Genomic DNA, 12,370 nt, shown 5'->3' with positions numbered 1-12,370 from the left:
TAAAACATCAGCATACATATAGGAGGCTACTTATGAAAAAATTACTAGGCACGTCAGCTATTTTACTTTCTGCTACCGTTCTAGTAGCTTGCTCTAATAATCAATCAACTACTAAAGATAGCTCGGAGCAACCAAAAACGGAGCAAAAAAACACTACTTCAACAAACACAAAAGCCAAAGTAGATAACAATAAATACGACAACCTAATTTCTGAAATCAAGTCAAAATTAGATCCTGAATCAACTGGCGCAATAAGCGTAAAAATTCAAAATAACGTAATCGATTCAGATTCATCCGAACCGCATGATACAATCATGATTTTGCTAACTGGAACGGCTAAAGATAACGCTAAAGAGACTATGGACGCAATCAATTCAAATTCTGCTACAACTAATCAGCAAAATGCAATTACTGTATTTCGGATGTCTATATCTGAGTTTGCTAAAAAATTACCAGACGACAGTACTACTCTTTCCCTTGGGTATGAAAAATCTGCTGATCAATACGACTTAATCGCAAAATCTTCAAAACAAAAAGATTTTATCCCTGTTGGAGAACTCATCGTAAATTAAAAAACTCCCCCATATTCGCCAATAGCGCCCCTATTTCTAAGGTCTATTGTGCAAATACAGAGGAAATTGAAGAATAGAAAGCCATTTTTACAGACTAAAGCGCAAAAAAACGGAAAAATAATTATTGACAAAAACGCTATTTTGTCAATAATTAAAAAATTAAATCAATCTATTATTGACAAAATAGCGTTTTTGTCAATAATTAAAAAATTAAATCGAGCTATTATTAACAAAATAGCGTTTTTGTCAATAATTAAAAAATTAAAAGGAGCTATTAATGACAAAGTTACATTTTTGTCATTAATTAAATTTAGAGTATGGAGTATAAAAGTCTAAAAAAAATTTATTACAGTGAACGTAGTATTTATGAAAAAGAATACCTACAAAGAATAAATGGATACGGCACCACAAAAACTACAATGTTTCCATATCTGATGAAAAAAGAGGAGTTCGCAACAAACGAATATCCACTATTTGTTGTACCAATTATGGAAATCCAACTTCTTTCCCAAAAAATCATCGAATTATCTTCTACTATCACCGATTTAGCTAATGATCTACCAGACGTTGCTCATCAACAATTTTATAATGAACAACTATTCAATGCCATTATTTCCACAAATGAAATTGAAGGCATTGGAACTACAAGAAAAGATGTAGCAGTTGCAATTGAGGCTCTTAACAAAGATAAAAAAGAAAAACTGAAACATAAATCTACTGTCCGAATGTATCTAGATATACTTTCAGAAGATTATCTAAATATAACAGAACTAACTCATATTCGAGAAATATATAATGCATTAACTAGCGGAGAAATTGAAGATGATGATGAACTGGATGGTGAACTATTTAGGAAAAACTATGTCTCTATTGTTAATAATCGAAATGGGAAGATAGAGCATATTGCGCCAGGTAAAGAAGAAACAATTAAGGAAATGCTACTTAGCTGGATTAATTTCATCAATATAGAAAATGTTCCTTTCCTTATAAAAGCTAGTCTAGCACATTATTTTTTTGAAAACATTCATCCGTTTTATGATGGCAATGGAAGAACTGGCCGTTATATCCTATCTAAGTATCTTTCAAGAAAATTAGATAAATTTTCAGGCCTTATTATTAGTAAAAAAATAAATGAAGATAAAAATAAATACTATAAAGCATTCTCAGATACTGGAAACATACTAAACAAAGCAGATGGTACTCAATTTGTACATACAATCTTAAGTTTTATTATTAAGGGACAATATGAAATAATAAATACACTATCAGAAAAACAAGAAATGCTATACTATTACCATCAAAAATTGCAAGATAGTAGTTTCACTGATATTGAAGCAACGATATTATTTCTACTTATTCAATCCCAATTATTTGTGTCAGATTTTGAAGCAAGCATTAACGACAATGAACTTTTGAACCTTTTACAACATACTGAATATTCACAAAGAAGTCTAAAACAAACTATAAAAGATTTAGAAAACAAAAAAATATTAATTAAAGTTGCAAAGCGCCCATTAAAACATGCAATTGTTGAAGAATTCTTTGATTATAGTACAAAATAGTTAGCACTATTTATTAATGGCAAGTTAAATTAAAATTCTCGTAACTTCTCTCATGGTATAGCTCAAAACCATTTCTAATTGCTTGCCTGCTGATTGACATCTATTAGACTTTAATCTATAATTAAGTTACTTAGAGGTTTACCCTCATATTTTTAAACTTTGAGCCTCAGCGCTCCAGGGAAGTAGCTTAGTTGTTACTTCCTTTTTATTTTCTAAGTAAAACTCTTGAAATACTGAGGCTTTTTCAAACCTCATATAAGCCCCATATCCGTCTTGTTTCCTATTCTGGTACAATTTATCGTCTGACTGCTTAAAATCGAAAATAAGGGGGTTTTCGTAGCCTCTCGCATGGTATAAACTCAAAACCTTTTCTAATTGCTTGCCTGCTGATGGAAAAGGAGTAAGACCATGAAGATTACAGAGTACAAAAAGAAAGATGGATCAGTAGTTTACCGTTCCAGCGTTTATCTTGGCATCGATACCGTAACAGGTAAGAAAGTCAAGACAACTATTTCAGACAGAACTAAGAACAGGCTCAAAAGCAAGGCTATCCAAGCCAAGGTAGAGTTTAAAAAAAACGGCTCAACAGTCACAAAAGCCATTAACGTTACCACCTATCAGGAATTGACGGAACTCTGGCTAGAAAATTATTGCCATACAGTCAAACATAGCACTCTTATAGGGGCAAAAAACAACATAAAAAAGTATCTCCTACCAGCCTTTGGAGACTACAAACTAGATAAACTAACGCCCCCAATCATCCAGCACCAGGTAAACCAGTGGGCAATAGATTACAATCAACTAGGAAAAGGTTATCAGCAATATAATCAACTTCATGCCTTAAATAAACGCATATTATCCTATGCCGTTTCCTTGCAAGTCATTGCTTCAAACCCAGCTAGTGATATCATCGTCCCACGGCGCAAACCCAAAGAAGGGCAAAAACTGAAATATCTGGATGACGACAATTTGAAAAAATTCTTAGATTATCTGGATCAGTTGCCAAACACTTACAAAAATTTCTCTGATACGGTGTTATATAAGACACTTCTAGCTACTGGTTTGCGTATTCGTGAGTGTTTAGCATTGAAATGGTCTGATATTGACTTACAAAACGGTAGCATTTCAGTTACCAAGACTTTAAACACCCTCAAGGAAATCACTAGCCCTAAAAGTAAAAGTAGTATTAGAGAAATAGCACTTGATACCAAAACGGTACTCATGCTTCGGCTCTATAAAGCAAGACAATCCCAAATAGGTAGGGAAATAGGGGTAACTTTTGAAAAAGTGTTCTCTGATACCTTTGACAACTATAGAGAAGCTGGGGCGCTTAGATTTAGACTAGAAAAGCATTTAAAACTGGCTGGATGTCCTCGTTTGAGTTTCCATGCCTTCCGATACACCCACGCTAGTCTATTGCTTAATGCTGGCCTGCCTTACAAAGAAATCCAAACACGGCTAGGCCATTCTAAAATTTCAATGACTATGGATATCTATAGCCACCTATCCAAAGACAATAAGAAAAAGGCGACTTCCTTTTATGAAAAAGCCATTGAGAAGTTACAAAGTTCCTAAAAAGTTCTTAAAATTCATCATTAAGGGACAAAAAACGGCTATATCAAGGGGTTTCAGCTTTTTCTCACATTTTGAGTTATAATAGAACTATGAAAATCACAAAACTTGAAAAGAAAAAAAGACTCTATCTGATGGAGCTTGATAATGGTGATAAATCCTACATTACTGAAGATACTATTGTTCGTTTTATGTTATCAAGAGATAAGGTGATAAGCGAAGAAGAATTGAAAGAGATTCAGGACTTTGCCCAATTTTCTTATGGTAAAAATCTAGCCTTCTACCACCTATCCTTTAAAGCTCGAACTGAAAAAGAAGTCAGAGAATATCTGAAAAAATACGATATTGATGAAAACATCATTTCTCAAGTCATTATTAATCTTAAAGAGGATAAGTGGATTAATGATGGCCAGTACGCTTATGCTATCATCAATGCCAATCAACTTTCAGGAGACAAGGGGCCTTATGTACTGACTCAGAAACTAACACAAAAAGGAATTCCAAAATCTACTATAGAAGAGAACTTGAAAGAATTTGATTTTTCGGAAGTTGCTCAACGTGTAGCTAATAAACTCTTGAAAAAATATGAAGGAAAACTTCCAGCTCGTGCCTTGAAAGATAAGATCATCCAGAACTTGACCAACAAGGGCTTCTCTTACTCTGATGCTAAAAGTGCCTTTGACGACTTGGATAGCCAAGTTGACCAAGAAACGACTCAGGAACTCATCTTCAAGGAACTTGATAAGCAATATGCTAAGTATGCCCGAAAGTATGAAGGATACGAACTTAAACAGCGTTTAACTCAAGTTTTAGCACGAAGAGGCTACGATTTTTCGGATATAGCAAGCGCTCTCAGAGAATATCTTTAATATTTTCATGTAAAATTCACAGATTTTAGGTAATTTTATGGTACAATAGTAAACGATAAACTTATAAATTGTAGAAAGTTGGTTAGTTATGAAGCTTCCAAAAGAAGGCGACTTTATTACAATTCAAAGTTATAAGCATGATGGGAGTCTCCACCGAACTTGGCGGGACACCATGGTACTAAAAACAACAGAAAATGCCATTATTGGTGTCAACGATCATACACTTGTTACCGAAAGTGATGGTCGTCGTTGGGTTACTCGAGAACCGGCTATTGTTTACTTTCACAAGAAATATTGGTTTAATATCATTGCCATGATTCGTGATAACGGAATTTCCTACTATTGCAATATGGCTAGCCCCTACTATCTGGATGAAGAAGCACTGAAGTATATTGATTACGATTTGGATGTTAAAATTTTTACAGATGGGGAAAAACGTCTCTTGGACGTTGAGGAGTATGAGCGTCACAAACGCAAAATGAATTATTCTGATGACTTGGACTATATTTTAAAAGAACATGTCAAAATTCTTGTTGATTGGATTAACAATGGACGAGGTCCTTTCTCAGAAGCCTATGTAAACATTTGGTACAAGCGCTATGTAGAACTAAAGAATCGGTAAAGTTGTCAAACTGGGGTGAGAGCCCTGGTTTTTTATTTTAATACTCAATGAAAATCAAAGAGCAAACTAGGAAACTAGCCGCAGGTTGCTCAAAACACTGTTTTGAGGTTATAGATAGAACTGACGAAGTCAGTAACCATACATACGGCAAGGCGACGTTAACACGGTTTGAATTTGATTTTCGAAGAGTATAAAAACCCAGCCTTGCAGCTGGGCTTATCCTTATATATCCAATTTCGTAACAGTAAATTTGATATGGGAATAGTCTTTTTCAACATCCTTATCCAGCAAGAACGCTGTGGCGTCCTTCTTAACTTGAACCAGGTCAATATTCTGGGCTTGAGCTGCATAGACACATCCACAATAACATTGACGATAGATGTCATACTCCTCACACATCTCAACTGAACGTTTGTAGCCTTGATTTTTCTTGAAATCACTGGGAAGATAGTGGGTCGTGTAAATCTTTTGCACATCGATTCCGATGCTGTTGATGGTTTGAGAATTCTTATGGGGACTTATGGTTAAAGCCGAACCAAAGTAGTCAAAGCCCAAGTCCATAGCCACTTGCGCTGTCTTATCCAGTCGGTAGTCAAAGCAAACCTTGCAACGGTCGCCACCTTCTGGCTCTTCTTCCAGTCCTCTGACTAACTTACGATATTCATTTGGTTCATAGGGAGCTTCTAGATACTGGACCGTATTTCCAGTCCGCTCATTAAAATCACTGACAAATTTCTTGGTAACATAGGCCCGCTTATGGTATTCTGCCTTGGGATGGATATTAGAATTGGCAAAATAGATGGTCACATCTGCATACTTGGTAAGGTATTCTAGAGTATAGGTACTGCAAGGGGCACAGCAAACATGCATGAGAATGGTTGGCCGTTGCTCATTTTTCTCCCATACTTGTACCATCTTCTGCATGACACGGTCATAATTTATCTTCTGATTGGGGTTCATCTTGCTCAGAATTTCTTCTACATCGATCATGTTCTTCTCCTTTTTCTAGTCTTATTTTATCATATAAGTTAGGAGAGCTCAAATCAATTTAGAAGTGAATAGCATAAAAAGGAGGGGTAGGCATTCCCTCCTTTTGTGTTTTTTATAAGTTGTTTTCTATAGAAAGCTTACATCATACCGCCCATCATGTTTGGATCCATTGCTGGAGCTGAGGCCACTGGTTCTGGTTTATTGGCTACGACTGCTTCCGTAGTCAAAATCAAGCTAGCTACAGATGCTGCATTTTGTAGGGCTGAACGGCTCACTTTAACTGGGTCGATAATCCCTTGATCAATCATGTTGACCCACTCGCCAGTTGCTGCGTTGAAGCCTGTACCAACTTCAGCATTCTTCAAGCGATCAATAACGATTGATCCTTCAAATCCTGCATTGTGGGCGATTTGACGAACAGGTTCTTCCAAGGCACGGAGAACAATATTGCGTCCTGTTGCTTCGTCTCCTGTCAATTCCAAATCAGCCACTGCTGGAATGACATTGACAAGAGCTGTTCCACCACCAGCAACGATTCCTTCTTCAACAGCTGCACGAGTAGCGTTGAGGGCATCTTCAATGCGGAGTTTCATTTCTTTCAACTCAGTTTCAGTTGCAGCTCCGACCTTAATCACTGCGACACCACCTGACAATTTTGCCAAACGTTCTTGCAATTTTTCACGGTCAAATTCAGAAGTTGTGGTTTCGATTTGAGACTTGATAACTGCAACACGGTGAGAAATCGCTTCAGGATTTCCAGCACCTTCTACGATAACAGTGCTATCTTTATCAACAGTCACTCTCGCAGCTTGACCAAGTGCTTCAATTGTCGCATCTTTCAACTCAAGACCAAGATCTTCTGTGATAACTGTTCCACCTGTCAAGATGGCGATATCTTCAAGCATTGCTTTGCGACGATCACCAAAGCCAGGTGCCTTGACTGCTACTACGCTGAAGGTTCCACGAATCTTGTTCAATACAAGGGTTGGAAGAGCTTCGCCATCCACATCATCCGCAATAATCAAGAGTGGACGATTGCTTTGGAGAATGCTTTCTAGAAGTGGCAAGATTTCTTGGATATTTGAAATCTTCTTATCAGTAATCAAAATGTATGGATTTTCAAGATCAGCTACCATTTTTTCGCTATCTGTTACCATATACTGTGAAAGGTAACCACGGTCAAACTGCATTCCTTCCACAACTTCAAGTTCTGTTTCCATACCACGTGACTCTTCGATAGTGATGACTCCATCTTTGCCAACTTTTTCCATGGCTTCAGAGATGTACTCACCAACTTTTTCAGAACGAGAAGATACGGCTGCAACTTGAGCGATGGCTTCTTTATTGGCAACTGGGATGGCATTATTTTTCAAGGCTTCTACTGCTGCCGCAACTGCTGTTTCAATCCCACGACGAATTCCGATTGGATTGGCACCTGCTGTAACGTTTTTGATGCCTTCACGGACGATTGCTTGGGTCAAGACAGTTGCAGTTGTCGTTCCGTCACCTGCAATATCATTGGTTTTTGAAGCTACTTCTGATACCAATTTGGCACCCATATTTTCAAAATGATCTTCTAATTCAATTTCTTTGGCAATGGTCACACCGTCATTGGTAATCAAGGGTGAACCAAATGATTTTTCAAGAACGACATTACGACCTTTTGGTCCCAAGGTTACTTTAACAGTATCTGCAAGGATATCGACACCACGAACCATAGCTGAACGGGCATCTGATGAAAATTTAATTTCTTTTGACATACTTACTTTCTCCTTCTATTCTTCAATGATTGCCAAGATGTTAGCTTCGCCTACGATGATGTACTTTTCATCGCCATCTTTGACATCAAGACCTGCATGAGCTTCAACTAAGACACGGTCTCCAGCTTTAACACTTGGAGCAACCAAGTCACCGTTCAAGGTACGAACACCTTGTCCAGTAGCCACAACTTGGGCTGTTTTTGTTTTTTCTTGAGCTGAACCTGCAAGGACAAAACCTCCAACAGTTTGTTCTTTTTCTTCTACTTTTAAGACCACACGGTCTCCTAATGGTTTCAACATCTGATTTCCTCCATGATGAGATAGAAATTATTAGCACTCTTTACACATGAGTGCTAATTTATAGTTCTATTGTATCACTTGGTCAGAAATAGTCAAGAAAAAAGTCTGACTTTTGCAAGATAAAAAGCCTGAGAGCAACTCAGACTTTTCAATGTTTAAAATGGCAATTCTTCCTCTTCCAAAACCAAGTCCGCTAAGTCTTGCCCCGCATTATTTTCACGCATGGCACGTTGGGCACGACTTTCCAAGAGTTGGAATCCTGTAACAAGTACTTCGGTAACGTAGTTCATCTGACCATTTTTCTCAAAACGACGGGTACGAAGTTCTCCGTCCGCAGAAATGAGACTTCCTTTTGTTGCGTAGCTTGCCAAGGTTTCTGCTAGTCTGCCCCATAGGACCATATTGACAAAGTCAGCTTCGCGTTCCCCATTTTGGTCTTTGTAACGACGGTTGACTGCAATAGTCGCACGCGCTACTGACTTGTCATTGTTGGTTTTGTGCAATTCTGGTGTAGACGTCAAGCGTCCGATTAAGATAACTTTATTATACATATTTTCTTCCTCCTACTTATCTATTCGTAGGAAATCAAAAAAAGTTACAGAAATTTGTAACTTTTCGAGAAAATTTTTTAGTTTTTATGAACCATGAAACCTGTCGCCTGTTGATTGGCCATAATGGTCATATCTGTAATCTGCACACGACGAGGTTGACTGGTCACATAGACCACTGTGTCTGCAATATCCTGAGCTTGCAAGGATTCTATTCCCTGATAAACCGTCGCAGCCCGCTCTTTGTCACCATGAAAACGCACTGTAGAAAAATCTGTTTTAACAATCCCTGGTTGAATAGTTGTCACCTTAATATCCGTTGCAATGGTATCAATTCGCAGACCATCTGAAAAGGTCTTAACCGCAGCCTTGGTTGCTGAATAAACTGCTGCACCCGCATAGGCATAAATTCCTGCAGTTGATCCCATATTGATGATATGTCCTTGATTGGCTTTTACCATTGCTGGCAAGAAACAGCGAGTGACTGCCATCAAACCTTTGACATTGGTATCCAACATGGTCAGCATATCCAGCTCTTCATAGTCCTGATAAGGTGCTAAACCTAGAGCCAGTCCGGCGTTGTTGACCAAGATATCAATCTGCCCTATCGTTTCTAGAATATCAAAACAGACAGTCTTCACCATGGTCATATTCGTCACATCTAGTGGAAAGGTCCAGATAGTTTGATTTGGGAAGGCTTCTGCAAACTCCGCCTTAAGGACTTCGAGTCTATCTGTCCGTCGTCCAGTTAGAACGACATTCTCACCCTGCTCCAGATAAGCACGCGCAATCGCTTCACCAATTCCGGATGTCGCTCCTGTAATCACAACATTTTTTGCCATCTTATTTCCTTCTATCTGGTGTATTCAGATACTGACAAGTTCCTAAGCAGTCCAGTGTTTGGCTGGGTCAAATGGAGTTCCAACAACTTGGTCTTCTGATAATTCAATAATACCACGTTTTTGCGGAGCGTTTGGCAAATGCAATTCACGAGGACTACACATCATGCCAAAACTCTTTTCACCACGAAGTTCACCTGGGAAAATGAGATTCCCTTTTGGCATCATTGCTCCAGGAAGAGCCACAATGGTTTTCAACCCCACACGCGCATTGGGTGCTCCTGCAACGATTTGCACTGTCTTGTCACTTGCGACTGCAACTTGGCAGATGTTGAGGTGATCACTATCTGGATGAGCTACCATCTCGACAATTTCACCAACAACAAACTTAGGCTCTTTGTCATTGATAATTTCTTCTGTAAAACTTTCCGCCTGCAATTCTTGGTTCAAACGAGCGACTTGCTCATCTGATAAAAAGACTTGACCGCGCTCTGCAATTTCAAACAAACTTGAAACTTCAAAAATATTCCAAGCAACTGTTTCCCCATTATCTTTGAGGAAAACACGAGCTACCTTGCCTTTGCGTTCTACATCCAGTTTGGCATCTCCGCTGTTTTTCACGATGACCATAAGAACATCGCCGACATGTTCTTTGTTATATGTAAAAATCATTGTTTCTCTTTTCTCCTATTTCAGTCCTGCTAAAAAGTCGTTAATTTGTTGCTTGCTTTTACGGTCGCGATTAACAAAACGACCAATTTCCTTGTCTTTTTCTAGAACAACAAGGCTAGGGATTCCATATACATCCCAGAGTTTGGCCAAATCCATATACTGATCTCGGTCCACTCGAATAAAGGTGAACTCTGGATTGGTCTCCTCAATTTCTGGTAAGGCAGGATAGATATAACGACAATCGCCACACCAGTCCGCCACAAAAAGAAAGACCTTCTTGCCATCTTTTTCCACTAAAGATGCTAATTCTTCTAAACTTGCTGGTTGTATCATAAGACTTCCTCCTCATAGACTAGGTCTTCATTTTCATAGACAAAGGTATAATGACGGCCATCCTCAAAAATGACGCCACCAACCAAGCTCTCTAGACTGCTTTCATAGACTTGAACATATAGGGTCGCAATTTCCCCCATGTCTGAAAAATGGTCTCGTATAATCGCTGTCAACTCTTCCTGAGTCTTCATGAGCTTACGGTCATCTGCAACTTTTTTCGTAGCAAGGGCAAGGCTCCCAACACCAAGCAGAGCCAGACCTGCCATCCACATTTTTTTAGCTTTCATACCATTCATTTTAACACAAAAAAGGCTTTAGGACAAATGAGGAAGCAGCAGAAAAGCAAGTAAAAAGCCTCTTCCTTTAAGGAAAAGAACTTCTTATACTCAATGAAAATCAAAGAGCAAACTAGGAAGCTAGCCGCAGGTTGCTCAAAGCACTGCTTTGAGGTTGTAGATAGAACTGACGAAGTCAGATCAAAACAGCGTTTTGAGATTGTGGATGAAGCTGATGTGGTTTGAAGAGATTTTCGAAGAGTATTATTCTTATTGCCAGGCACCTGAGTTGCCAACGTAGTAACCATCAGGGGTGTAGGTATTGCGAAGCATCTTACCTGATGAAGCTAGATAATACCACTTGCCATTATCTTTGACCCAATCATTCGCTAGCATGGCACCAGAAGAACTTACATAATACCAGTCTCCCTTGTCATAAACCCAAGTGCTTGCTTTCATAGCCCCTGAAGCTGATAAATAGTACCACTTGCCTTGATCGTAAAGCCAGTCACTCGCAATCATAGCTCCTGATGATTTAAAGGCATACCAGTTGCTACCTTGATAAAGCCAAGTTTGATTGAACATGACTCCTTTATCATTCATAAAGTACCAAGTTCCCTTGTCCTTAACCCAAGCATTTTGAACTAGTTGGCCTTGTTTTTGATAGTACCAGTTTTGGTTTGATTTTAACCAGCTTTCTGCTTTTACAATTGGATAAAGTTCTTTGAAAGATCCTCCATCATATTTATGACTGATAGACTTTAGTTTTTCAAGTTTCAACTCGTCATTATCATAATTTGCCCAAGCAAAAACTTTTTGACCATTAACAGTCTCTGGTAAAGTAGCAGTGTAAGTCTTGGTTTGATAATCCCATTTAGCATCGAGGTAAGTGTATTGATTATTTGATTCTTCAATACGATAGTAACCTCTCTTTCCACTATCATTATGAATATCATCCACAACTTTCGTTGACCAGGTCTTCACTTCGTTTCCGCTCTTGGCCTCTACCTTGATATCTCCTCTATAGCCATAGGGAACATAGAAATTCAGGTAACGCCCTTCTTCCCCGATCATAGACTTGTCCTTTTCTTGACCTAGAAAATTGACAGTCTGATCTTGACCATTGAGACTAACTGTCCATTCGATTTTCTCGGTTTTTGGCAAATCCAAGACTTTGATATCCACTTCATGACCATTGTTAAACCGAAGAATCTTGCCATCTTGATACTGTACTCCACACTTAACAACCCATTCTTCTTTAAGTTCAAATGCCTGCCCTGAATGAGGAAAAGCCAGTAAAGCTAGACTAGCTAGAGACAAACAAAATAGTGTGATTTTTTTCATCGTAGATCCTCCTTAGGATTTTTATGTTAATTATATCACTATATTTTTATTTTGCAACTCATATCCTAAATATGCAAGCAAAAAACCTATGAGATTCTTCTCAAAGGTTCTG

15 protein-coding genes are annotated in these 12,370 nt (G+C 38.3%); 6 read left to right on the top strand and 9 right to left on the bottom strand.

The features are described from left to right. Positions 1 to 32: 32 nt before the first annotated feature. The 5 genes from SK637_RS02090 to ntdP all read left to right on the top strand — a co-directional run bounded on the left by SK637_RS02090 (position 33) and on the right by ntdP (position 5,197). A complete protein-coding gene (locus SK637_RS02090; RefSeq protein WP_033688188.1) occupies positions 33 to 572 on the top strand; it encodes a hypothetical protein in 540 nt (179 codons plus the stop codon). A 419-nt stretch (positions 573 to 991) separates the two neighbouring features. Next, positions 992 to 2,134: a Fic family protein gene (locus tag SK637_RS02085; protein WP_050489866.1), complete on the top strand. Its 1,143-nt coding sequence runs from the start codon at positions 992 to 994 to the stop codon at positions 2,132 to 2,134. A gap of 408 nt (positions 2,135 to 2,542) precedes the next feature. After that, entirely contained in the window at positions 2,543 to 3,709 is a 1,167-nt protein-coding gene (locus SK637_RS02075; RefSeq protein WP_033688184.1) for a tyrosine-type recombinase/integrase, read from the top strand. 89 nt (positions 3,710 to 3,798) lie between these two features. Next, positions 3,799 to 4,575, top strand: a complete 777-nt coding sequence (gene recX / locus SK637_RS02070) for a recombination regulator RecX (protein WP_033688183.1) — start codon at positions 3,799 to 3,801, stop codon at positions 4,573 to 4,575. An 88-nt stretch (positions 4,576 to 4,663) separates the two neighbouring features. Then, positions 4,664 to 5,197 carry a nucleoside tri-diphosphate phosphatase gene (ntdP, locus tag SK637_RS02065; protein ID WP_000775316.1) on the top strand — a complete coding sequence of 178 codons (534 nt, stop codon included), beginning with the start codon at positions 4,664 to 4,666 and terminating at the stop codon, positions 5,195 to 5,197. Positions 5,198 to 5,419: 222 nt separating this feature from the next. On the opposite strand, the gene SK637_RS02060 is transcribed toward ntdP, so the two are convergent. The 8 genes from SK637_RS02060 to SK637_RS02025 all read right to left on the bottom strand — a co-directional run bounded on the left by SK637_RS02060 (position 5,420) and on the right by SK637_RS02025 (position 10,935). After that, the gene (locus SK637_RS02060) at positions 5,420 to 6,187 is read right to left on the bottom strand and encodes an epoxyqueuosine reductase QueH (RefSeq protein WP_000567567.1); all 768 of its coding nucleotides are present in this window, start codon (positions 6,185 to 6,187) and stop codon (positions 5,420 to 5,422) included. 137 nt (positions 6,188 to 6,324) lie between these two features. Continuing rightward, on the bottom strand, positions 6,325 to 7,947 hold the full coding sequence (groL, locus tag SK637_RS02055; protein WP_033688181.1) for a chaperonin GroEL: 1,623 nt from the start codon (positions 7,945 to 7,947) through the stop codon (positions 6,325 to 6,327). Positions 7,948 to 7,962: 15 nt separating this feature from the next. After that, positions 7,963 to 8,247, bottom strand: coding sequence for a co-chaperone GroES (gene groES, locus SK637_RS02050; protein ID WP_033688179.1), 285 nt, complete (start codon positions 8,245 to 8,247; stop codon positions 7,963 to 7,965). Between the two features lie 155 nt (positions 8,248 to 8,402). Continuing rightward, complete coding sequence (locus tag SK637_RS02045) at positions 8,403 to 8,798, bottom strand: single-stranded DNA-binding protein (RefSeq protein WP_033688178.1); 396 nt, start codon at positions 8,796 to 8,798, stop codon at positions 8,403 to 8,405. A 77-nt stretch (positions 8,799 to 8,875) separates the two neighbouring features. Next, complete coding sequence (locus tag SK637_RS02040; RefSeq protein ID WP_033688177.1) at positions 8,876 to 9,637, bottom strand: SDR family NAD(P)-dependent oxidoreductase; 762 nt, start codon at positions 9,635 to 9,637, stop codon at positions 8,876 to 8,878. A gap of 42 nt (positions 9,638 to 9,679) precedes the next feature. Continuing rightward, positions 9,680 to 10,306 carry a YtpR family tRNA-binding protein gene (ytpR, locus tag SK637_RS02035; RefSeq protein ID WP_033688176.1) on the bottom strand — a complete coding sequence of 209 codons (627 nt, stop codon included), beginning with the start codon at positions 10,304 to 10,306 and terminating at the stop codon, positions 9,680 to 9,682. A 15-nt stretch (positions 10,307 to 10,321) separates the two neighbouring features. Further along, positions 10,322 to 10,639: a thioredoxin family protein gene (locus tag SK637_RS02030; RefSeq protein ID WP_000615777.1), complete on the bottom strand. Its 318-nt coding sequence runs from the start codon at positions 10,637 to 10,639 to the stop codon at positions 10,322 to 10,324. After that, positions 10,636 to 10,935, bottom strand: a complete 300-nt coding sequence (locus SK637_RS02025; protein ID WP_033688174.1) for a DUF4651 domain-containing protein — start codon at positions 10,933 to 10,935, stop codon at positions 10,636 to 10,638. Before SK637_RS02025 ends, SK637_RS02030 begins: the two co-directional genes overlap by 4 nt. 93 nt (positions 10,936 to 11,028) lie before the next feature. Between SK637_RS02025 and SK637_RS10220 the strand changes: the two genes are divergently transcribed. Then, positions 11,029 to 11,160 carry a hypothetical protein gene (locus tag SK637_RS10220; RefSeq protein WP_033688173.1) on the top strand — a complete coding sequence of 44 codons (132 nt, stop codon included), beginning with the start codon at positions 11,029 to 11,031 and terminating at the stop codon, positions 11,158 to 11,160. A gap of 24 nt (positions 11,161 to 11,184) precedes the next feature. Here SK637_RS10220 and SK637_RS02020 read toward each other — a convergent pair whose 3' ends face one another. Further along, positions 11,185 to 12,258, bottom strand: coding sequence for an N-acetylmuramoyl-L-alanine amidase family protein (locus SK637_RS02020; RefSeq protein WP_033688172.1), 1,074 nt, complete (start codon positions 12,256 to 12,258; stop codon positions 11,185 to 11,187). Positions 12,259 to 12,370 lie beyond the last annotated feature (112 nt).

The sequence above is a fragment of the Streptococcus mitis genome (genome assembly GCF_000722765.2).
Taxonomy (GTDB): Bacteria; Bacillota; Bacilli; order Lactobacillales; family Streptococcaceae; genus Streptococcus; species Streptococcus mitis_AQ.
Note: the sequence above shows the minus strand (reverse complement) of the source record. Positions and strands in the feature narration are given on the sequence as shown.

What these genes read in the sequence shown, in the direction of transcription:
- SK637_RS02090 (WP_033688188.1), top strand. Translation starts at nt 33, where the DNA reads ATGAAAAAATTACTAGGCACGTCAGCTATTTTACTTTCTGCTACCGTT.
- SK637_RS02085 (WP_050489866.1), top strand. Translation starts at nt 992, where the DNA reads ATGTTTCCATATCTGATGAAAAAAGAGGAGTTCGCAACAAACGAATAT.
- SK637_RS02075 (WP_033688184.1), top strand. Translation starts at nt 2,543, where the DNA reads ATGAAGATTACAGAGTACAAAAAGAAAGATGGATCAGTAGTTTACCGT.
- recX (WP_033688183.1), top strand. Translation starts at nt 3,799, where the DNA reads ATGAAAATCACAAAACTTGAAAAGAAAAAAAGACTCTATCTGATGGAG.
- ntdP (WP_000775316.1), top strand. Translation starts at nt 4,664, where the DNA reads ATGAAGCTTCCAAAAGAAGGCGACTTTATTACAATTCAAAGTTATAAG.
- SK637_RS02060 (WP_000567567.1), bottom strand. Translation starts at nt 6,187, where the DNA reads ATGATCGATGTAGAAGAAATTCTGAGCAAGATGAACCCCAATCAGAAG.
- groL (WP_033688181.1), bottom strand. Translation starts at nt 7,947, where the DNA reads ATGTCAAAAGAAATTAAATTTTCATCAGATGCCCGTTCAGCTATGGTT.
- groES (WP_033688179.1), bottom strand. Translation starts at nt 8,247, where the DNA reads ATGTTGAAACCATTAGGAGACCGTGTGGTCTTAAAAGTAGAAGAAAAA.
- SK637_RS02045 (WP_033688178.1), bottom strand. Translation starts at nt 8,798, where the DNA reads ATGTATAATAAAGTTATCTTAATCGGACGCTTGACGTCTACACCAGAA.
- SK637_RS02040 (WP_033688177.1), bottom strand. Translation starts at nt 9,637, where the DNA reads ATGGCAAAAAATGTTGTGATTACAGGAGCGACATCCGGAATTGGTGAA.
- ytpR (WP_033688176.1), bottom strand. Translation starts at nt 10,306, where the DNA reads ATGATTTTTACATATAACAAAGAACATGTCGGCGATGTTCTTATGGTC.
- SK637_RS02030 (WP_000615777.1), bottom strand. Translation starts at nt 10,639, where the DNA reads ATGATACAACCAGCAAGTTTAGAAGAATTAGCATCTTTAGTGGAAAAA.
- SK637_RS02025 (WP_033688174.1), bottom strand. Translation starts at nt 10,935, where the DNA reads ATGAATGGTATGAAAGCTAAAAAAATGTGGATGGCAGGTCTGGCTCTG.
- SK637_RS10220 (WP_033688173.1), top strand. Translation starts at nt 11,029, where the DNA reads ATGAAAATCAAAGAGCAAACTAGGAAGCTAGCCGCAGGTTGCTCAAAG.
- SK637_RS02020 (WP_033688172.1), bottom strand. Translation starts at nt 12,258, where the DNA reads ATGAAAAAAATCACACTATTTTGTTTGTCTCTAGCTAGTCTAGCTTTA.